At 61.3% G+C, this 19,251-nt stretch carries 16 protein-coding genes; 10 read left to right on the top strand and 6 right to left on the bottom strand.

Translation table 11 applies throughout. From position 1 onward, the window contains the following. The first annotated feature begins 59 nt into the window (after window positions 1-59). The 3 genes from ACUN8C_RS11715 to ACUN8C_RS11705 all read left to right on the top strand — a co-directional run bounded on the left by ACUN8C_RS11715 (window position 60) and on the right by ACUN8C_RS11705 (window position 3,841). Entirely contained in the window at window positions 60-1,358 is a 1,299-nt protein-coding gene (locus ACUN8C_RS11715; protein WP_445619383.1) for a cell division protein ZipA, read from the top strand. Between the two features lie 147 nt (window positions 1,359-1,505). Then, window positions 1,506-3,566, top strand: coding sequence for an NAD-dependent DNA ligase LigA (gene ligA / locus ACUN8C_RS11710; RefSeq protein WP_445619382.1), 2,061 nt, complete (start codon window positions 1,506-1,508; stop codon window positions 3,564-3,566). Continuing rightward, window positions 3,563-3,841 carry a YheU family protein gene (locus tag ACUN8C_RS11705; RefSeq protein ID WP_299261475.1) on the top strand — a complete coding sequence of 93 codons (279 nt, stop codon included), beginning with the start codon at window positions 3,563-3,565 and terminating at the stop codon, window positions 3,839-3,841. Before ligA ends, ACUN8C_RS11705 begins: the two co-directional genes overlap by 4 nt. A gap of 142 nt (window positions 3,842-3,983) precedes the next feature. Here the strand turns inward: ACUN8C_RS11705 and ACUN8C_RS11700 are convergent, their stop codons facing one another. Continuing rightward, a complete protein-coding gene (locus ACUN8C_RS11700) occupies window positions 3,984-5,294 on the bottom strand; it encodes a 2-hydroxycarboxylate transporter family protein (protein WP_445619381.1) in 1,311 nt (436 codons plus the stop codon). A gap of 338 nt (window positions 5,295-5,632) precedes the next feature. Between ACUN8C_RS11700 and ACUN8C_RS11695 the strand changes: the two genes are divergently transcribed. After that, window positions 5,633-7,306: an ATP-binding protein gene (locus ACUN8C_RS11695; RefSeq protein ID WP_445619380.1), complete on the top strand. Its 1,674-nt coding sequence runs from the start codon at window positions 5,633-5,635 to the stop codon at window positions 7,304-7,306. A 52-nt stretch (window positions 7,307-7,358) separates the two neighbouring features. After that, window positions 7,359-8,066, top strand: coding sequence for a response regulator (locus ACUN8C_RS11690; RefSeq protein WP_445619379.1), 708 nt, complete (start codon window positions 7,359-7,361; stop codon window positions 8,064-8,066). A 43-nt stretch (window positions 8,067-8,109) separates the two neighbouring features. Here the strand turns inward: ACUN8C_RS11690 and mnmC are convergent, their stop codons facing one another. The 3 genes from mnmC to ACUN8C_RS11675 all read right to left on the bottom strand — a co-directional run bounded on the left by mnmC (window position 8,110) and on the right by ACUN8C_RS11675 (window position 11,206). After that, complete coding sequence (gene mnmC / locus ACUN8C_RS11685) at window positions 8,110-10,134, bottom strand: bifunctional tRNA (5-methylaminomethyl-2-thiouridine)(34)-methyltransferase MnmD/FAD-dependent 5-carboxymethylaminomethyl-2-thiouridine(34) oxidoreductase MnmC (RefSeq protein WP_445619378.1); 2,025 nt, start codon at window positions 10,132-10,134, stop codon at window positions 8,110-8,112. 194 nt (window positions 10,135-10,328) lie between these two features. Beyond that, window positions 10,329-10,628 (bottom strand): YciI family protein, encoded by a 300-nt coding sequence (locus tag ACUN8C_RS11680; protein WP_445619377.1) that lies wholly within the window; start codon window positions 10,626-10,628, stop codon window positions 10,329-10,331. 2 nt (window positions 10,629-10,630) lie between these two features. Continuing rightward, window positions 10,631-11,206, bottom strand: coding sequence for a septation protein A (locus ACUN8C_RS11675; RefSeq protein WP_445619376.1), 576 nt, complete (start codon window positions 11,204-11,206; stop codon window positions 10,631-10,633). A 265-nt stretch (window positions 11,207-11,471) separates the two neighbouring features. Here ACUN8C_RS11675 and ACUN8C_RS11670 point away from each other — a divergent pair, with 265 nt between their 5' ends. Both ACUN8C_RS11670 and ACUN8C_RS11665 read left to right on the top strand, forming a co-directional pair. Beyond that, window positions 11,472-12,344, top strand: a complete 873-nt coding sequence (locus ACUN8C_RS11670; protein WP_445621856.1) for a PHP domain-containing protein — start codon at window positions 11,472-11,474, stop codon at window positions 12,342-12,344. A gap of 33 nt (window positions 12,345-12,377) precedes the next feature. Beyond that, window positions 12,378-12,998, top strand: a complete 621-nt coding sequence (locus ACUN8C_RS11665) for an L-threonylcarbamoyladenylate synthase (RefSeq protein WP_445619375.1) — start codon at window positions 12,378-12,380, stop codon at window positions 12,996-12,998. Window positions 12,999-13,084: 86 nt separating this feature from the next. Here the strand turns inward: ACUN8C_RS11665 and ACUN8C_RS11660 are convergent, their stop codons facing one another. Then, the gene (locus ACUN8C_RS11660) at window positions 13,085-14,092 is read right to left on the bottom strand and encodes an ion transporter (protein ID WP_445619374.1); all 1,008 of its coding nucleotides are present in this window, start codon (window positions 14,090-14,092) and stop codon (window positions 13,085-13,087) included. Between the two features lie 220 nt (window positions 14,093-14,312). Between ACUN8C_RS11660 and ACUN8C_RS11655 the strand changes: the two genes are divergently transcribed. Beyond that, window positions 14,313-16,154, top strand: coding sequence for an EAL domain-containing protein (locus ACUN8C_RS11655; RefSeq protein WP_445619373.1), 1,842 nt, complete (start codon window positions 14,313-14,315; stop codon window positions 16,152-16,154). Window positions 16,155-16,188: 34 nt separating this feature from the next. Here the strand turns inward: ACUN8C_RS11655 and ACUN8C_RS11650 are convergent, their stop codons facing one another. Next, a complete protein-coding gene (locus tag ACUN8C_RS11650) occupies window positions 16,189-17,100 on the bottom strand; it encodes a CYTH domain-containing protein (protein WP_445619372.1) in 912 nt (303 codons plus the stop codon). Between the two features lie 103 nt (window positions 17,101-17,203). On the opposite strand from ACUN8C_RS11650, the gene ACUN8C_RS11645 reads away from it, so the two are divergent. After that, window positions 17,204-17,884 (top strand): TIGR00153 family protein, encoded by a 681-nt coding sequence (locus ACUN8C_RS11645; RefSeq protein ID WP_108842818.1) that lies wholly within the window; start codon window positions 17,204-17,206, stop codon window positions 17,882-17,884. A 47-nt stretch (window positions 17,885-17,931) separates the two neighbouring features. After that, on the top strand, window positions 17,932-19,197 hold the full coding sequence (locus ACUN8C_RS11640) for an inorganic phosphate transporter (protein WP_445619371.1): 1,266 nt from the start codon (window positions 17,932-17,934) through the stop codon (window positions 19,195-19,197). Window positions 19,198-19,251: the final 54 nt, after the last annotated feature.

Here is a 19,251-nt window from a genome sequence, read left to right as displayed (position 1 = left end):
TCGAAAGGCGATCGCGCCATGTCCGGGTTTGGCATGGTGCCAACAACAGGCATGATTACATGGAATTGAGAGAGTGGCTCATTATCCTGGGGCTGGTTCTCGTCGCCATTATTCTGGTGGACGGTGTACGGCGCCTGCAGCGGCAACGACGTGGCCTGCGCATGGACCTTTCACGAGATATCGACACCAGTACACCGGCACGCGATCAGCAGGACGTCGAGCGTGAAGAGCGCATGAACTGGGAGCTGCCCAACGGTGGCGCCCGCGTGATCTCCCTGGGGGAGCACGAGGATCGTTTCGATGACCCTGACCTTGAGGCGCGGGATCAGGATATCGAGCGCGATTGGGATCGCGATCCTGATCGTGGCCATCATGAAGACATCGATGAAGACATCGATGACGAGCGCGACATGCCGGCCTCTCGCTCACGTGAGCGTCATGATCCGCGTGGGGTCGATGATCGACTGGACCATGATCATGACCATGACGACGATATGATGGATGACCTGCCGCCGCGTCGTCGTGACGAATTTGCCCGTCGCCTGAAATCGGTCTTTGCGTTTGGCGAAGGCCAGCGTGAATTGCGCAGGAATGCGCGCGCCGCAGAACCCGCTCGAGAAAAGATGCCTCGTGACACGCCCTCGCGTGAAAAGGCGCCGGCGCGCCCGGCCGCTCACGAGGAGGCTTTTGACGAGGATGATCCGCTGTTCGCCCGCCACGAGCGTCGTGATCCGCCACGCGATGATGTCGACTTCGATGAGATGGATATGGCGCCCGTTGACGAGGCGCCGGCGCCCGAGGAAATGCCGGCATCGCGTTCGCAGTTTGACAGCGCACGCTGGGCATCACGTCATCCGGTTCTGGAGCGTGCCGCGCGCGGCATGATCGAGGGAGAGTCGGCGCGTATGGCACTGAAAGACGCCGAAGAGATCGTGGTCATCAGCGTCATGTCCCGCGATGAGGACGGCTTCCACGGCCCCGATTTGCTTCAGCTGGTGCTGGCCTGCGGTCTGAGACTCGATGAGCGCGGTGTTTTCCATCGCTTTGAGACCGAGTCCAGTCAGAGCCCGCTGCAGTTTTCGATGGTCAACGTCGTCAAGCCCGGCACCTTCGATCTGGAAATCATGGAAGAAGACGCCACGCCCGGGGTGACCTTTTTGATGCCGATGCCCAGTGCCGAATCCTCGCGTGAGGCGTTTGAAGCCATGTTTGAAACGGCCATGGTGCTGGTGCGCAACCTGGGCGGCGAGCTCAAGGATGAAAACCACAGCGTCATGACCGGGCAGACCGTGGAGTTTGCCCGTCAACGGGTGCACGAGTTCGAACGTCGCTGGCGGCTGCACCATCAGCCCCATTAGGGCGGCGAGCAACACCCTACGTGTCATGGGGGCCTTCGGGCCCCCTGATCATTTCAGTGCCGTCTATCATGATCCTGTTGCTGCAGGCTGACCCATGTTGCGGCCACCGGTCACCGGTGGTCATGTCAAACGGAACAAATCACTGCCATGTGTGCAAAAAAAAGCGCTGACCCGGTTATTGATGAGATCAGAACACTTCGCGCGCAGCTCGAGCAGGCTAACTATCGCTATTATGTCGAGGATGCACCGAGCATCCCCGATGTCGAGTATGACCGCCTGCTGAGACGGCTTCAGGTGCTTGAAGCCGAGCATCCCGAGCAGGTAACGCCGGATTCCCCGACCCAGCGCGTGGGGGCACCGCCGGCCGAGGGATTTCCCGAGGTGCAGCACGCTGTGGCCATGCTGTCGCTGGATAATGCCTTTGACGAGCAGGAGGTGCGTGCCTTCGCCCGTCGGGTGGCCGAGCGCCTTGAAACCGACGAGCAAACGGTTCGGTTTTGCTGCGAGCCCAAGCTGGACGGGCTGGCGGTGTCGCTGGTCTATGAAAACGGTCTGCTGGTCCAGGGCGCGACCCGCGGCGACGGGCGTACCGGCGAGGGCATTACGGCCAACCTGCGCACGCTCAGATCCATTCCGCTCAGACTTTTGGGCGACGACCTGCCAGCACTTCTTGAAGTGCGCGGCGAGGTGTACATGAGCCACTCCGGTTTTGAGAAGCTCAACGACGACGCCAGAGCAAAAGACAGCAAGGTGTTTGCCAACCCGCGTAATGCCGCCGCCGGCAGCCTGCGTCAGCTCGACCCCGGGATTGCCGCCGCCCGGCCGCTGGAGTTTTGCGCCTATCAGGTGGCCCGTATTGATGAGGCGTGGCTCAAGCCCAGTCACTCGGCACTGATGCAGCAGCTTCGCGAGTTCGGATTTCGCGCCAGCCCCGAGATCGATGTGGTCACGGGCGCCGATGGGCTGATCGATTTCTGCGAAAGTATGGGCAAGCGCCGTGAGCAGCTGGATTACGATATCGACGGCGCCGTCCTCAAGGTCGATGATCTGCGTGCCCAGCGCGAGCTTGGTTTTGTGTCGCGTGCGCCACGCTGGGCAATGGCATTCAAGTTCCCCGCCCAGGAGCAGACCACGATCATTCGGGATGTCACCTTTCAGGTCGGGCGCACCGGGCGGCTGACGCCGGTGGCCCGTCTTGAACCCGTACAGGTGGCAGGCGTGACGGTGTCGAATGCCACACTGCACAACATGGATGAGATCGAACGCCTTGATGCTCGTATCAATGACACCGTGATCATCCGCCGCGCCGGTGATGTCATTCCGCAGATTGTCAGTGTGGTCCTTGAGGCCCGCCCGGAGAATACACAAGCCATCGAGATGCCCGAGCAGTGCCCGGTCTGCGATTCAAAAGTGGAACGTCTGGGTGATGAGGTGGATGCCCGCTGTTCGGGTGGACTGTTTTGTCCGGCCCAGCGCAAGGAGGCGCTCAAGCACTTTGCCAGCCGTCGAGCGCTGGATATCGACGGGCTGGGCACCAAACTGATCGATGCGCTGGTCGAGCACGAATGGGTGACCACCCCGGCCGACCTGTTTCGTCTCGAGGCGGCGAAGCTTGCCGAGCTGCCGCGCATGGCGCAGAAATCGGCCGATAATCTGGTGGCCTCGCTTGCGCGCTCAAGGCATACCACGCTGGCGCGCTTTATTTATGCCCTGGGGATCACTGAGGTCGGCGAGGCGACCGCCAATGCGCTGGTGCTGCACTTTGGCGAGCTGCAGCGGATCATGGACGCCTCGCGGGAAGCGCTGGAAGCTGTGGCCGATATTGGCCCGATCGTGGCCGGCCATATTCACAACTTTTTTGCCGAGGCGCATAACCGCGAAACGATCGAGGACCTGATGCGCGTCGGCATCGACTGGGAAGAAGTCGAGGTCGGTGAGCGCGAACAGCCGCTGGTCGGACAGACCTGGGTGCTCACCGGCACGCTCGAGACGCTGACGCGCGATGAGGCGAAAGCGCGGCTGGTGGCGCTGGGCGCGAAGGTCAGCGGCAGCGTCTCGAAAAAGACGCACGCGGTGGTCGCCGGTGAGGCCGCCGGCAGCAAGCTTGAAAAGGCCCAACAGCTGGGCGTTGAGGTCATGAGTGAACAGGCCCTGCTGGCGCTTTTGAACCAGCTTGAAAGTGCCCCGTCATCGGAGAACGCGTCATGAGCAGTGGAAGATTCGTGGAAGTCCCTTCGCGCATGCTGCCTGCGGACACGCTGAATCGGCTATTGGCCGAGTTCGTCACCCGTCAGGGCTATGACACGACCGATACCGGCGAGGGCGAGCGCGGCTGGATTGGCGAGGTCAGCGCTCAGCTCGAGCGCGGTGAGCTTTTGATCGTGCATGATCTGCAAACCGAGCTGACCGAAGTCATGACGCTGGAGCAATGGCGCGCCTTTGGCCGCCAGGTGGCCGATGATGAAGAGGAAGGCGACTGGTAGCCGACCGGCGGCGCTTCTGGCTGACCTCGTTTCCGGCTGGCAACGTTTCTGGCTGACAGCAATCAACGCATAAAAAACGCCGCTCCTTCGGGAGCGGCGTTTTGTTGTCCGGCTGGCCCCGGGCACGGGGTAGCGTTGACAATCAGGCGAACAGCAGAGGCACCAGCACGCTTGAAAGCAGCAAGATCAGTGCGCCCCCCAGACGCGAAGAGATCTGGGCAAAGGGCATCAGCTGCATGCGGTTGGCCGCGGACAGTACCGCCACATCACCGGTGCCGCCCATGTTGGCCATGCACAGCCCGGCCGTGATGGCGGATTCGATCGGATAAAAGCCCACCATACGCCCGACCAGCCCGGCGCCGAAGGCGGCGCCTGCGACCACGGCCAGAACGATCAGGACGTAGGTGATGGAGATGGCATCAATCACCTGTCCCAGATCGGTATAGGCAATACCGATACCGAACAGCAGCGCGAAGGTCCAGTTCCTGGCCACAAAGCGAAACCACTGGGCCGCGGCATCGGTGACATTGTCCGGCAGCAGGCCGCTGATCTTGACCAGTGCGACCAGAATGATCATCAGGGCGTAGGGGTGCAACGGAATCACGGTGCCCAGAATCTCACCGGTAATATAAAAGCTCAGGGCGACAATGATGCCAACGCCCAGCTGGCTCAGGTCAGGGGCGGTTTCATGATCGTTGATTTCAACACCCGGCATCATCTGACCGTTGCCGGTCAGCGACGGAACGCGTTTGCCCAGCCCGTTGAGCAGTCCGGCAATGATGATGGCAAAAACGTTGCCCAGCGCCAGCGCCGGTACCAGAATCGAGATGTAGTAGCTGGCCGGCTGGCCCAGCAGCTGTTCATAGATCTGGCTCAGCGGTACGGCGCCTGCGCCCATGCCGCCGCCCATGATGGGCAGGGTAATCACGACCACGGCGTCCTGGGGCGAAAAGCCCAGCAGCAGGCCGACGCCCATGGCAAAGAGTGCTGCAAACAGCACCGAGCACAAAAGCGGCAGGGCAAAGCGGGTACCGACCTTAACCAGCACCTTTGAATCCATGCCCAGAATGCTGCCGGTGATCAGCGCAGCGATATAAAAATTAAGAAAGCCACCGCCTTTCATGAAGTCAGTGACACTGGCGCTGACGCTTTCCGGCAGCCACTGCAGATAGACCAGTGTGGCGGCGCCGAAAATGGCCAGGATGGCGCCCCCGCCCAGATAGCTTTTCACAATAGGCAGGCGGTCGCCGATAAAGCCCAGCAGCTCCCCCAGAATCATCATTGCAGCGAGGGCACCAATCATGCCGCTTGGAAGGGCATCCAGCATCATGGCGGCGATCAGGACGACCAGAACAACGGCGAAAAGGGGCAGGGAGAGTCCGAAAATGCGCCAGGAGGCAACGGACGTCGTGGCGGGGGTGTGGGCTGCCCTCGCAGTGTCAGACTGTGACATGGCAATGACCTGTTGTGTGTCGATCAAAAACGGATGGGAGAACGGGTATGCTGTGCCAGGGCAGCATCGCGATGAATTAAACGGACCCCTGACAGGCTGACGCGAGGATTACGGACACGCCGCCCATGACCAAGTTTTATGAATTAAAAAAATATTTTTGAAACTAATGAAAACGTTACGCCTTGTTCAGTCACAAGCCGATACCTTATGAAATAACACCAAGGTTTAGTCTCCTTTGGTCGCATGGCTCGGGCAACGGAGACGACGAGACATGGTCGGGTTCTGGCACAATGGACAAAACGCCATCCACCGGTCCCTGCAGTGACCCATGACAGGACATGCCCGCAAACGTGAATGAACACCCCTGGCCGCGTAAATCACCGGTTCGCCTGAATACCCTGGCGGCCCTGCTGGCCTTTATCACCATCATGGCGTCACTGGTCGTGGCCTATGGCGTCTTCAGCGATCAGCTCTGGCGCGGCATTACGCGCGTTCAGCAGGACCGGGTGGTCAATGTGGCCACCACCCTGTCCCGCAGCCGCGAAGTGATCGAGGCATTGAGCCGCGACGCGCCCCCCTCGTCGAATTCCGACATCGAGCAGCGCATGGAAGCGCTGCGGGAACTGCTCAACGTCAATTTCATTGTCATTGTCGACCCGCAGAGCATTCGGCTGACCCACCCCAACCGGCAGTGGATCGGCCATCATTTTCGCGGCGGCGATGAGGGGCCTGCGCTGCAGGGCAAGCGCTACGCGTCTGTGGCCATCGGCACGCTGGGCACCAGCATTCGTGGTTTTGCCCCCGTGCACAACGATGCCGGTGACATCATCGGTGCGGTGTCCGTCGGCGTGACGCTTTCTCATCTGGCGCCGCTGCGGGCGGCCTCCCACAAGCGGCTGCTGTTTCTCTTTCTGGCCATTCTCATCATTGGTGGGCTGGGCTCGGCGTGGCTGGCACGCACCATCCGTCGGCGTTTGATGGGCATGGAGCCTGACGATATTGCCCGACTGGTGGCCGAGCGGCGCGTCACGCTGGACGCCATCCACGAAGGGGTAATCGCTGTGGATGCCAACGCGCATGTCACGCTGATCAATCCTGCCGCGCGTTCGCTGCTGGGGGATATCAGCGCCCACAACATCAGACTGGGCGAGAAGCTCGAGGTGCTGCTGCCCGTCAGTCATCAGGCGCATCAGGTGCTTAGTGACCGGGCGATGATCAATCGCCGCATGCAGCTGGGAGGGCAGTCCTTTCTGGGTAACTACCAGCCGATGCAGGCGGATGGGCGTCTGGTTGGAGCGGTCATGACCTTTCGTGACAGCCACGAGATGCAGGCGTTGGCCGAGGAGCTGACCGGCGTAAGGCGCTACGCCGAAGCCCTGCGGGCCACCACGCACGAGTTCAAGAACAAGCTGCATGTCATTCTGGGGCTGGCCCAGCTCGAGGACCTGCCGGCGCTGAGGCAGTATTTGCAGGAGCTGGTCGACTACCGCCACGCCGTCTCGGAATCCATCGTCGAGCGCGTGCGTGAACCGGTGCTGGCGGGCTTTCTAATCGGCAAGCAGAGCGAGGCCCGGGAAAAGGGCATTACCCTGAGCGTCGAGGCCGAAACGCCCATTCCGCCGGCCAGTGACGGCGCCACGGTGCATGCGCTGGTCAGCATCATCGGCAACCTCCTGGAGAACGCGTTTGAGGCGCTCGACACCAGTGATGACCCCAGAGTGGCCATCCATATGGCGCTGGAATCACGCACGCTGTCGCTGCAGATTCAGGACAACGGCGCCGGGATCGCGCTGGAACGCCAGGCGCACATCTTCGAGCATGGCGTTTCCAGCAAGGGAGAGCGCCGGGGCCTTGGGCTCTTTCTGGTCCGCGAACAGGTCGACGCCGTGGAAGGCAGCCTGTCGCTTTATTCATCGCCCGGGCAGGGCACGCTGATCGAGGTCAGCTACCCCTATCGCCCTGCCAACGGTGCCTCGTCTGCGGATGCAGCGAGCAGGCAGGCACGTCAATGACTCAACACGCCGGCAGGGCCTGCGTGTTCATCAGGTGCAAGAGCAACCACGCATGAGAGTACTGATCGTAGAAGATGACCCGATGGTCATGAAGCTCAATGTCGACTACCTCACCAGGGTCGGCGACATGGAGCTGGTGGGACGCTGCAGCGACGTCACCACGGCACTGGTGGTGCTGGAACGCGAGACCGTCGATGTGGTGCTGCTGGATGTCTATCTGGGCAAGCGCAGCGGCCTCGAAGTCGCCGGCTGGCTGCGCGAGCGTAATATTGACACCGATATCATCCTGATTACGGCCGCCTCGGAAACCGAGACCGTGCGCGAAGCACGCCGGCTGGGGGTCAACGACTTTCTGATCAAGCCCTTCGAGTTCAAACGCTTTCGTGAGGCGCTCGAGGCCTGCCGGCAGCGCCGCGACGCGCTCGATATCCTGAGCGATCAGGTGGATCAGCAGACGCTGGATACCCTGTTTCGCGCCGACAGCAATGCTCCCCGGCGCCTTAACGGCCTGCCCAAGGGGTTGACCGCTCACAGCCTGGCGCAGGTCTGCGAGGCCATTCTGGCACTGCCTCAGGACGAGTTTTCCACCGAGGGGCTGGCCGAGGTGGCCGGCATGTCCCGGGTGTCGATACGCAAGTATCTCAAGTACCTGGCCAACCTGGGGCTGCTCACCGAATCCTTCGCTTATGGCCAGGTCGGGCGGCCCTCGTTTTCCTATCGCTGTCTGGATCGCGAGGCGCTCGATCGCATCGTCAACTAACGCCCCGCTCTGGCATGGTGTGCTGCACGCTTACAAGGCGCCGTCACGACGTTTCACGCCGAATGATGGCGCGAATCAGGCGACGCCCGGGGTTGAGGTGATCCACCAGCGGCCCGGGCAGCGGCAGGGGCTCTTCGCAAATGCGCGAGGCCAGCAGCTCGGCAATGAGCGGTGCGCTGACCAGCCCGCGTGAGCCGTGGGCCAGCGTCACCCATAGCCCCGACTGGTAGCGCCCGGGCGTGTCCGGCACGCGCGTGGCATCAAGCCCCAGACAGGCATAGGCCGTCTCCCAGTGTTCGCTCTGCGGCAGACCGCCGGCGTAGGGGGACTTGTCGGGGCTGGCACATCGAAGCCCGCTGCGTGAGGGCAGTGCGGGGCTATCCCGTAACGCCCGGGCAAGCTCGGGCAGGGTGTGACCAAGTTCGCCGAGGTTAAAGGCGTCGTCTTCGTCGCGCAGCGACAGGTCCCGGTCATTGGGGGAAAACGAGGCTCCCAGACTCTGCACCCCTTCCCGGGCCGGCGGGGCATAGCCGCCGGCGCAGACAACACAGTGCGGCGACAGGGCCTGGCCCCGTTCATCGAGTTGATAATGACTGACCTGCCCGCGGACGGCCTGCAGCGGCAGAAAGGACGCCGCCGGTAGCGTGGTGGCGCCGTCGGCACAGGCCAGCACCACGTGGTCGGCACGCAGGTGCGTCCCATCGCTGAGCGTCAAATCATGCCCCGCATCCGTTGAGGTCAGCGCCTCAAGTGCTGCCTGGTGCCAGATGATTCTGTCGGTTTCGGCCAGACGGGCACAGAGGCGGTCCGGGCGCACCCAGCCGGCGCCGGCGTAATACAGGCCGTGGCGCACGCCTTCTGCCAGCGTTTGGCCGGCCAGCCGCTCGGCTTCATCGCGCGAGACACCGCGCACTACGCTTTCGGGCCATTGCCAGTGATCAAGACAGCGCCGCTGGCGCTCGGCCTCGCGCTCGCTGGTGGCCAGTTGCAGCACGCCGGTCGGGTGCCACAGCAAACGTTGCGGATCGATCCGGCTTAAAAAGCGCTGCGTGTATTGAAGCGCGGCGAGATAGAACCGGCTTTGATCGTTGACCTCGACCGCCGGGCGAATATAGAGCGCGCCCTGACGATTGCCTGAAGCGCCGCTGCCGGGTGGGGTCGGGTCGATCAGGGTCACGCGCCGCCCGCGTCGGGCCAGCGCGTGGGCCGTGCTGGTGCCGGCAATGCCGGCACCGATCACGGCGATATGGTCATCCTGTTCGGCCGGGCGCGGCGCGGCATCGATTACCCAGGGGGTCAGGCGTCGTCGTGCCTGCTGGCGGGTATGCATAGGCGGTGAGGTCGGCATGTGGCCGCTGAGCATCTCGCGCTTGCGGCCAAAGCCCGGCACCTTCTGGATCTCGAAGCCGGCCTGACGCAGCCCCCGCTTGACCACGCCGGCACAGGTGAAGGTGGCCAGCGTGGTCCCTTCACGGCTGGCTCCGGCCAGGGCCGCAAACAGGGCCTCCGACCACATGGCGGGGTTTTTGGACGGGGCAAAACCGTCCAGAAACCAGGCATCCGCCCGGCCTTCCAGCTGCTCGAGGCTTTCGGCCGCATCCCCGAAGTGAAGATCCAGCGTCACGCGCGCGTGCAGGGTGAGGCGATGAACGCCGCGCAGGGCCGGCGGCCACTGCTCGATCAGGGCGCTGACCAGATCGGCGAAGTCCTCATGATGGCCCAGCGCGCGAGCCAGGTCCTCAGCCGTGAACGGGTGCTGTTCGGTTGTGATCACATGCAGGCGGGCGCTGTCCGGCGCCTGCGCCAGAAAGGCGTGGGCGGCGCACAGGACGTTGAGACCGCTGCCAAAGCCGGTCTCGCCAATGACAAAGGGTCGGGCATGAGACCAGTCCTGCCAGCGCGCGGCCAGATGATTGCCTTTTAAAAAGACATGTTCGGTTTCGCGTCGACCGTCTTCACGCGAGAAGTAGACGTCGCCGTAATCAACGGCTTCAGGCGCATTGTCGTCGCGCCAGTGAAGCTGTGCCGGCTGAAGGGCGAACGGTGCCGGGAAATGAGTAGAGGACAAGGGACAATACCGGGGAAAGGTCAGGAGTGATCAAAAAGTGAACGATTTCTGGCAGGCCTGTCACCATCACGCTTTGCGCAATGTGTTCGCGGGGATCGCACAATGTTGTCACAGGCTTATCCACGCAGAGTGTGCATAACAGAAAACCTGTGGATAAGCGTGTGCGAGCCCCGCGAATACGGACCCTTTAAAAATCAGGGCAGCACTTTTTTGAACGGACGGACGCTAACCTGTGCATAAACACCCGCGCCGACGTAGGGATCATCATTGGCCCAGGCGCGTGCCTGCTCAAGAGAATCAAATTCGGCCACGATCAGGCTGCCGCTGAAGCCGGCATCGCCCGGATCAACGCCGTCCACGGCGGGAAACGGGCCGGCCAGCACCAGACGACCCTCATCACGCAGGGCCTCCAGACGCGCCAGGTGCTCGGGGCGCACGCTCTGCCGCGCCGCAAGGCTTTCATCCACATCTTCTCCGATAATGGCGTACAGCATGCTTACTTCTCCTTTGTGTCGGTACCGGTGCCCTTGATCGCCTCATCTTCACCGGGCAGGTGGCGGGCCAGATAAACGCCCTGGATGAGAATGAACAGGATCGTCAGGCCCATCATGCCAAAGAGCTTGAAGTTGACCCAGACTTCCTCGCTGAAATGCGTGAACACCGCGATGTTGATCGCGCCCATGGCCAGAAAAAAGACCACCCAGGCCAGGTTCAAACGCATCCAGACCGGGGCCGGCAGGGTCATGTTCTTTTCCATCATCCGCTGAATCAGCGATTTGCCGCCAAACAGCGGTGACAGCAGAAAGGCCACGGCAAAGAGCCAGTTGACCACGGTCGGCTTCCACTTGATGAAGTCGCCATCTCCCAGAATGACGGTAGCGCCGCCCAGCAGCACGACCAGCGCCAGGGTGACCAGATGCATCTTTTCGACCTTGCGCCAGCGCCACCAGGTAAAGAGAACCTGGACGATGGTGGCCGGAATCAGTACGGCCGTGGCCAGCACGATATCCTTGGTCATCTGATAGACCAGAACGAAGATGGCGATCGGCAGAAAGTCGATCAGCATTTTCATACACAACACTCCTGAAAAGGGCCAGCGGGCAGGGCTTTGGGGTAAAAACGGGCATTCATTGATTCTTTGGGGCACGCAGCGCAACATGCCCGCATTCACGATCGTCACGCGCCATGGGCCGGCGACGCCGTTATACCATGCAGACTTCGCTGCCACTGATTTTGCTGCTATCGAGAGGCCAATGAACGCGCAGGATACCATCTCGTCATCGTCTGACCCCGGATCGTCATCTCCTGACGCCGAACCGTCATCCTTTGACCCCGGCATGACGCTCGAGCAGGCCGCTCATATCGACCTTCACATGCACTCCACGGCCTCCGACGGCAGACTCTCGCCGCAGGCGCTGATGACCCTGTGTCATCAGCGTGGCCTCTCGTGCGCTGCGCTGACCGATCACGATACCATTGATGGTGTCGAGGCGGCAGCACACCAGGCCCGGGTGCTGGGCATGACGCTGGTGCCCGGCGTGGAGCTGTCCACCCGCTGGCAGGGCGTGGGCATTCACGTGGTCGCGCTGTGGCATGGCACGGCTCAGGCACCCATGATGGCGCTGCTTGAACGTCTGGCTCAGGCCCGTCATGACCGGGCACTGGAAATCGCCGCCCGGCTTGAGAAGGTCGGTCTGGAAAACGCCCTGGCCCGCGCGCGCGAACAGAACCCGGACGCCCGGTTGCTGGGGCGACCCGACTTTGCCCGGGCGCTGGTCGAGGCAGGACTTGTGCCGGACATGACGCGGGCCTTCAGGCGCTATCTGGGCGCGGGAAAGACTGGCGATGTGAAGGTGCACTGGCCCACACTGGAAGAAACGCTTGAAGGCATTCGCCAGGCCGGCGGCGTGGCGGTGGTGGCCCATCCGCTGCGCTACGGACTGACCCGGCGGCGGCTGGGGCTCTTGCTGGATGAGTTCACCGAACTCGGCGGCGAGGGTGCCGAGCTGATCAGCGGCTATCAAAATGATGACCGCAGTCGCGATCTGGCCTCGCTTCTGGTCAAGCGAGGGCTTTATGCCTCGCTGGGCAGTGACTTTCACTATCAGGGCGGGGCGCTGGCTCCAGGCACTCTGAGCAGCGTGCCTCGCAGTCAGCTGGTGCCCATCTGGCAGCATCCGCGGCTGATACCCGCCTTTAAAAGGCCGTAAGTGCCATTTTTGCCAGACCCAGGAGAGATATCCATGAGCCAGTTCTTTACCCTGCATCCGGAAACCCCGCAAAAGCGCCTTTTAACCCAGACGCGCGAGATTCTCGAAAAGGGTGGGGTGATCGCCTATCCGACCGATTCCGGCTACGCACTTGGCTGTCTGCCGGGCAACAAAAAGGGCGTGGAGCGGATCAAGCGGCTGCGCGGGCTTGATGACAAGCACAACTTCACCCTGATGTTTCCCGATCTCAATGAGATCGGCACCTACGCCCGCATGGACAGTCCGATCTTTCGCGTGCTCAAGGCCTACACCCCGGGGGCCTATACCTTCATTCTTGATGCGACCAACGAGGTCCCGCGGCTGTTGCTGCATCCCAAGCGTCGCACCATCGGGATTCGCGTGCCCGATCACCGGATCACCCGGGACATTCTGGAAACCGTCGGCGCGCCCTTGATGAGCGTGACCTTTATCGCTCAGGGTGAGACGCAGCCCATGACGGATGCTGAAGAGATTCGCGACCGCTTTGGCTCGCAGCTTGATGCCATCATTGATGGGGGCGCCTGTTCGATGGAGCCGACCACGGTACTGGACATGCGAACCCTGCCGCCTGAAGTGCTGCGACAGGGACGAGGCGACACCAGCGCCTTTGTCTAAGGCGCGATCCGGATTGCGGGCGTGATCCACAAAAAAAACCTGCAGGGGCGCCTGCAGGTTTTTTTGATCATGGCGCTCAATATCTGTCAGCGAGGCTTCGATGAGTCGTCGGGAGCTTCTGAATCGTCACTGCCATCATGGGAAGGCAGGTTGCCATCGCGCTCCTGCTCCAGTCGTCTGGCCTCCTCGTCGAGGGCTTCGCGTTCCTTTTGAAGCTCCTCGATTTCATCGTCAATCTCCTTTCGCCTAGGGTCGTCGGCTTCCTCGTCAAGCCAGCTGCCGCAAAGCCGACAGTACTTGGCATCACGTTCATGGCCTTCATGGCCACAGCCCGGACAGGCTTCATCCGAGTAATGATTTCGTTGAATCGAGCGCATGACCTCGGCCGAGAACACGCCGGTGGGCACGGCCAAAATCGAATAACCCAGAATCATCATCATCGCCGAGATGAACTGCCCCAGCGGCGTGATGGGTGAAATGTCGCCATAGCCCACCGTGGTCAGGGTGACCACGGCCCAGTAGATGGACTTGGGAATGCTGGTAAACCCGGCTTCGACCGGCTCAATCAGATAGACCAGCGCCCCGAAGACGATCACCAGTGAGATGACCGTCATCAAAAACATCAATATCTTTTGTCGACTGCGCTCCAGCGCCTCAAGAAGAAGATGACCTTCGCCGACAAACTCCATCAGGCGCAGCACCCTGAAAAGGCGCATGACGCGCAGCACTCTGATCACCAGCATCGCCTGAGAGCCCGGGATCAAAAGGCTCAACCAGGAGGGCAGGATGCTGAGCAGATCGATAATGCCGTAAGTGCTGCGGGCGTAGCGCACCGGGCGATCGAGACAGTAAAGGCGCAGGGCATACTCGATTGTGAAGATCACCGTAAAAACCCACTCGGCGATCAAGAAGAACTCGCCGTAGCGCGCTTTCAGGCTGACGACGCTATCGAGCATGATGATCGTGACGCTGACCAGAATCATGATGATCAGGGCAATATCAAAACCCTTGGCGGCCGGCGTATCCGATTCAAAAATGATCTGAAAAATTCGCTCGCGAAGCGTCATCTGCTTTGTGTGGGGTTCGCTGCTCACCGGCGCTCCGAAGTTTTTGTTGGGTCAGTCGCGTGTGTGCCCGGGCAAAACACTAAAAATCATGCCACGGCGCTTCAGCAAACGCAGCCCCCGCCGTTAAACACGGCAACACACTCGATGGCTATTGCCTGTGGTGTCTCGGGTCACCCGTCGAAAGGGGTGACGAGCCCCGCACGATACGATCCGTCGTCAGTCAGCAACAACATTTACGGGGTGCGCCATGGGTCGTACGGTGCAGGCATTATGTCACGATATTCGTTATCTGGCCGATGAGCTGGCGGCAGGGTCGACGTCGCCTGACGAGAAAAGGCTTGCTCACCTGTCGACCTGCTGTAACACCCTGCTGGAACTGCTTGGAACCTCTTCGGTGCCGGAAGCGTTTCGCCCGTCGCCGGACGGTATTTCCCTGTCTCAACATGAACGCATGCTGCTGTGTGAACATGACGTCATCTGGCACTGGCAGGCCAGGAACGATGCCCTGACGCTGTCATCACGCTGGGAAACGCTGTATCACGACAACGTCAAACCCCGCCTGCTGGCCCAGTGGTGCCAGAAGCTGCACCCCGAAGACCGTGACCGGGTACAGGCGCTGTGTCATCGGGCGGCGGCTACCCATGGGCTGTCGCGAATCGAATTCCGCCTTCTGGATGGCCTGGGACAGTGGCGTTTCGTGCGCCTTCGTACGGTCAGTCATGATCAGGCCGGAGGGGCGGGTCTGACCGGGGTGCTCAGCGATATTACCCACGAACGCTATCGTGATCCGGTCACGGGGCTTGGTAATTCCAGCCTGCTTGATCAGCTTCTCGAGGACGCTCTTGGGGATGCGCCGGGCGCGCGCCACGCACTGATCAAGATCACCCTGGTCAACGCCACGCTTTTGAGCGAGTCCGAGCACTTCAATAATACCCGCGAACTCGAGACCCGCATCGCCGAGCTGCTGGCGGAACTGCTGCCGGCCGGTCGGCTGATGGCGCTGCCCGATTTCAGCTATGCACTCGTCACTCCCTTTCATGATCAAAAGGCCATGGCGCGCCTGGTCGAGCCGATCCAGCAGATGCTGAGCCTGCCGCTGGAAACCCACATGGGGCGTGTGTGGCTGTCCCATGTGGTGGGGGTTGTCCCTTTCGAGTCCGGCAGCAGTGATGACGTCAAGGCCTTGAGAAAACAGGCGCGTTTGACCATTACCAACGCCTCGGGAGCCGGGGTGGGGGGAATTCATTACTACACCGACGAGCTTCAAACGCAGGCCGCGCGAGCCCGCCGCGGTGAACAGCTGATCCGTGCGGCACTGGCCTGTGATGGCGTGCTCTGCTTTTTGCAGCCCATTGTCAGTGTCAGTGAGGGCGGGCGGGTGGTTGCCTTTGAAGCGCTGATGCGTCTGCGCGATGGCGAGGAGGGCATTGCCATGCCCGGCGCCTTTATCGAGGCGGCGGAATCCACCGGATTGATCCATCAGCTCAGCCAGCAACTGATCGACAAGGCGCTGCATATTCTGGTGGATCCGGCCTTTACCCAGCGCTTTGGTCGCGACTTCGTGATCAACATCAATCTGTCCCGCCATCAGCTCAAGGACGCGATGCTGGTCGATGACATGATGCGACTGATCCACAAGCACGGTGCTGACCCGCGCCGCGTCAATCTGGAAATTACCGAATCGGCCGTGCTGGCAGAGCCTGCGGTGGCGCTGCGCAACCTGGTTCGGCTGCGCGAGCACGGCATCTCCATTGCCCTTGATGATTTCGGCAGCGGCTACTCTTCGCTGTCACAGCTGTGCGAGCTGCCACTGGATTGCATCAAGATCGACCGCCGCTTTGTCATGGATCTGGAGCGTGAGCCGCGCAAGCGCCACGTGATGACGTCGGTGATTGATCTGTGCCGTCGCCTCGAGTTTCGTGTGGTGATCGAAGGCGTCGAGGAGAGTGCCACGCTCAAGACGGTATGCGACATGGGGGCCGAGCAGATTCAGGGCTTTATCTATGCCCGCCCCATGTCGTCTCAGGACGTGCTGGGTCGACTCGATGCCACGCTATTGCCGGTATCCCTGCAGCCGGCATCGCTCTAGACCATTGGGCCGACCCGCGGTCGATTGCGGGCTTTTAACCTCGATACAGGTGCTGCATCAACAGCAGCCACTGCTGACCGAAACGACAGTCCAGCCACTGGGTGCGGGATAAAAGATCGGCCAGTCGGCCGGCCAGAGTGGCCACTTCAGGGTCATCATGACGGGTCAGATTGAGCAGCGCCTGGCGTGCATCATATAAAAACGACGGCTGCTGGCTGTCCTGAAAGGCATCCAGCGCCAGAATGGCCCGTTCAAGGCACTGCTCCGGCATATCAAGGGCGCAGGCCGGCAGCGTCCATTGCTGCTCACGCAGTGACACGGCACGTGCTGCCTTGCTGGCATTGGCCGGACGCAGGGCGCACTGCCCGGCCAGCTGCTCTGCCAGCGACCAGAGGGCGTTTTCCCGCCCGTCCTTGAGCTCAAGCTCGATTTCATGGATGGCGACCCGATGCTCGCCAACGATGATCTCGCCGATATCCAGCGCCAGCTCGATGTGGCTGCCCTCATGCTCGAGCAGCCACTGGGTGCGTTGAAAGTCGGTGCGATAGACCGGCTGCAGCGACTGGCGAACGTCGTCCTGCTCAAACGGGGTCACGCCAAGGCCTGCCAGCCAGTCCGTGTCCAGACTTTCCGCATCGCGCGGGGTTTCCCACTCACCGCGCGTATGCAGACCGCCGTGGCCGTGGCCGGCGGTCTTGACCGTCTGAACAAAGCGCTGGCCGTCGCCGCGCAGGCGCAGGGCCACTCGATACTGCTCCAGGGCGCGCTCGGGCGTGTCGTAATAGACATTGGCCAGACGGTACGTCTCACAGGTGGTGGCCTGCAGTAGCGGGTGGGCCTTCAGCGTCTCGACACTGTCCTGACCCAGGGCCAGCTTGAGCTCCACTTCCTGTGGGGGATTGGAGGCGTTTGTGACGGTATTGTCGTCGTGCGTGCTCGGATTCATGTGTTAATTCGCTCTATCCGGGGGCCAAACGTTAAATTTTCATGACGCCGGGGGGTCAGATAAATATACTGGGGTGGCCATTTTTCATTGCAGTGAAATTACCATGGTGTCATCCAATCCCTTTTCAGCACTGTTCGGCCGGTCGCCGTTCCAGCCGCTGCTTGAACATATCGACAAGACCGTCGAGTGCGCCGACCTGCTGCCGATCTTTTTTCAGGCAACCCTTGAGCAGGACTGGACACGCGCCGGCGAGATTCGCAATAGCATCAGCGCCGGCGAGCATGACGCCGACGAGCTGAAAACCCATATCCGCATGAATCTGCCCAACAGCCTTTTTTTGCCGGTTTCACGCTCCGACCTGCTCGAACTGATCAGTGTACAGGACAAGATAGCCAACAAGATCAAGGATATCGCCGGGATCATGCTGGGTCGGCGCATGCGTATTCCCGAGGCGATGGAAGACATCTTTCAGGAATACGTGCGCACGGCTGTCGCCACCGTACATCAGGCGCGTCAGGCGCTGGCCGAGCTGGATGATCTGCTGGAATCGGGGTTTGGACGCAATGTCTCCGATCTTCTGAGCGATCAGATTCGCAAGCTCCATGAACTTGAACACCAGGCCGACGATCAGCAGGTCATGATCCGGCGCCGCCTTTTTGAGCTGGAAAGGGATCTACCTCCCATCGATGTCATGTTCCTTTATCAGATCATTGACTGGATCGGCGAGGTTTCCGACCGCTCTGAACGCGTAGGCAGCCGCCTGCAAATCCTTTTGGCCCGATAGGCGCACGTCACCATCGGGTGCCGAAGTTCGGATAACGACATTTTCCTATGACCATCATTGCACAGCATGGCGAGCTCTTTATTCTTCTCGCCTGCGTTTTCGGTTTCTTCATGGCCTGGGGCGTTGGCGCCAACGATGTTGCCAATGCCATGGGCACCTCGGTTGGCTCCAAGGCCATTACCATTCGTCAGGCGATCTGTATCGCCATTGTCTTTGAATTTCTGGGGGCATGGCTTGCCGGCGGTGAGGTGACGGCCACCATTCGCAACGGCATCATCGATCCCACGCTGCTCAGCAATGAACCCCAGTATCTGGTCTATGGCATGCTGTCGTCACTGCTGGCCGCCGCCATCTGGCTGATGATCGCTTCAAAGCAGGGCTGGCCGGTATCCACCACTCATTCGGTGGTAGGCGCGATCGTCGGCTTTGCCGTGGCAGGGCTGGGACCATCCTCGGTTCAATGGAGTGCCATTGGCCAGATCGTCTCGAGCTGGGTGATCTCGCCGGTCATCGCCGGGGTAATCGCCTTTTTGCTGTTCCGCTCGATTCAGAGCCTGATCTTTGAAAACAAGGATCCGCTGGCGGCAGCGCGTCGCTATGTGCCGGGCTACATGTTTCTGGTCGGGTTTATCGTGGCCATGGTGACGCTGCTCAAGGGGCTGAGCCATGTAGGGCTGAACCTCAGCTTTACCGATGCGCTGCTCTGGGCCATGGGCGTGGGCGCGATCATTACGCTACTGGGCATTTTGCTTGAAAGGCGTATCACGCATGAGCCGCGTGGGGGCAATCGCTCCAGTTTCACAGGCGTCGAGCGCATCTTCGGGGTCCTGATGATGTTCACCGCCTGTGCGATGGCCTTTGCTCACGGTTCCAATGACGTCGCCAACGCCGTCGGCCCGCTGGCAGCCGTGGTCAGCATCGTGAATACCCATGGGCAAATCGGCGGCAACGCGGCGCTGCCCTGGTGGATTCTGATCCTCGGCGGCGGTGGTATCGTTTTCGGTCTTCTGACCTATGGTCACCGCGTCATTGCTACCGTCGGCACCGGTATTACCGAACTGACGCCCTCGCGCGGCTTTGCGGCAACGCTTGCGGCGGCCACGACCGTGGTGATCGCCTCCGGCACGGGGCTGCCGATTTCCACCACGCATACGCTGGTCGGTGCGGTACTCGGTGTGGGTCTGGCGCGCGGGATGCAGGCACTGAACCTGCGGGTTTTGGGCACCATCGTGATCTCCTGGCTGGTGACCCTGCCGGCCGGTGCGGCGCTGTCGATCATCTTCTTTTTCATGCTCAAGGGCATGTTCGGCTAGACCTTCGACCGCGCTTTGCCACGATGTGACAAAAAAGGCCGCCGTGAATCACGG

This window comes from Kushneria sp. Sum13 (assembly GCF_052692355.1).
The sequence above is the reverse complement of the archived record's forward strand: the minus strand, read 5'-3'. Positions and strand labels throughout refer to the sequence as shown.

Coding starts and splice junctions, on each gene's coding strand:
- ACUN8C_RS11715 (WP_445619383.1), top strand. CDS start 60: ATGGAATTGAGAGAGTGGCTCATTATCCTGGGGCTGGTTCTCGTCGCC.
- ligA (WP_445619382.1), top strand. CDS start 1,506: ATGTGTGCAAAAAAAAGCGCTGACCCGGTTATTGATGAGATCAGAACA.
- ACUN8C_RS11705 (WP_299261475.1), top strand. CDS start 3,563: ATGAGCAGTGGAAGATTCGTGGAAGTCCCTTCGCGCATGCTGCCTGCG.
- ACUN8C_RS11700 (WP_445619381.1), bottom strand. CDS start 5,294: ATGTCACAGTCTGACACTGCGAGGGCAGCCCACACCCCCGCCACGACG.
- ACUN8C_RS11695 (WP_445619380.1), top strand. CDS start 5,633: ATGCCCGCAAACGTGAATGAACACCCCTGGCCGCGTAAATCACCGGTT.
- ACUN8C_RS11690 (WP_445619379.1), top strand. CDS start 7,359: ATGAGAGTACTGATCGTAGAAGATGACCCGATGGTCATGAAGCTCAAT.
- ACUN8C_RS11680 (WP_445619377.1), bottom strand. CDS start 10,628: ATGCTGTACGCCATTATCGGAGAAGATGTGGATGAAAGCCTTGCGGCG.
- ACUN8C_RS11675 (WP_445619376.1), bottom strand. CDS start 11,206: ATGAAAATGCTGATCGACTTTCTGCCGATCGCCATCTTCGTTCTGGTC.
- ACUN8C_RS11670 (WP_445621856.1), top strand. CDS start 11,472: ATGACGCTCGAGCAGGCCGCTCATATCGACCTTCACATGCACTCCACG.
- ACUN8C_RS11665 (WP_445619375.1), top strand. CDS start 12,378: ATGAGCCAGTTCTTTACCCTGCATCCGGAAACCCCGCAAAAGCGCCTT.
- ACUN8C_RS11655 (WP_445619373.1), top strand. CDS start 14,313: ATGGGTCGTACGGTGCAGGCATTATGTCACGATATTCGTTATCTGGCC.
- ACUN8C_RS11650 (WP_445619372.1), bottom strand. CDS start 17,100: ATGAATCCGAGCACGCACGACGACAATACCGTCACAAACGCCTCCAAT.
- ACUN8C_RS11645 (WP_108842818.1), top strand. CDS start 17,204: ATGGTGTCATCCAATCCCTTTTCAGCACTGTTCGGCCGGTCGCCGTTC.
- ACUN8C_RS11640 (WP_445619371.1), top strand. CDS start 17,932: ATGACCATCATTGCACAGCATGGCGAGCTCTTTATTCTTCTCGCCTGC.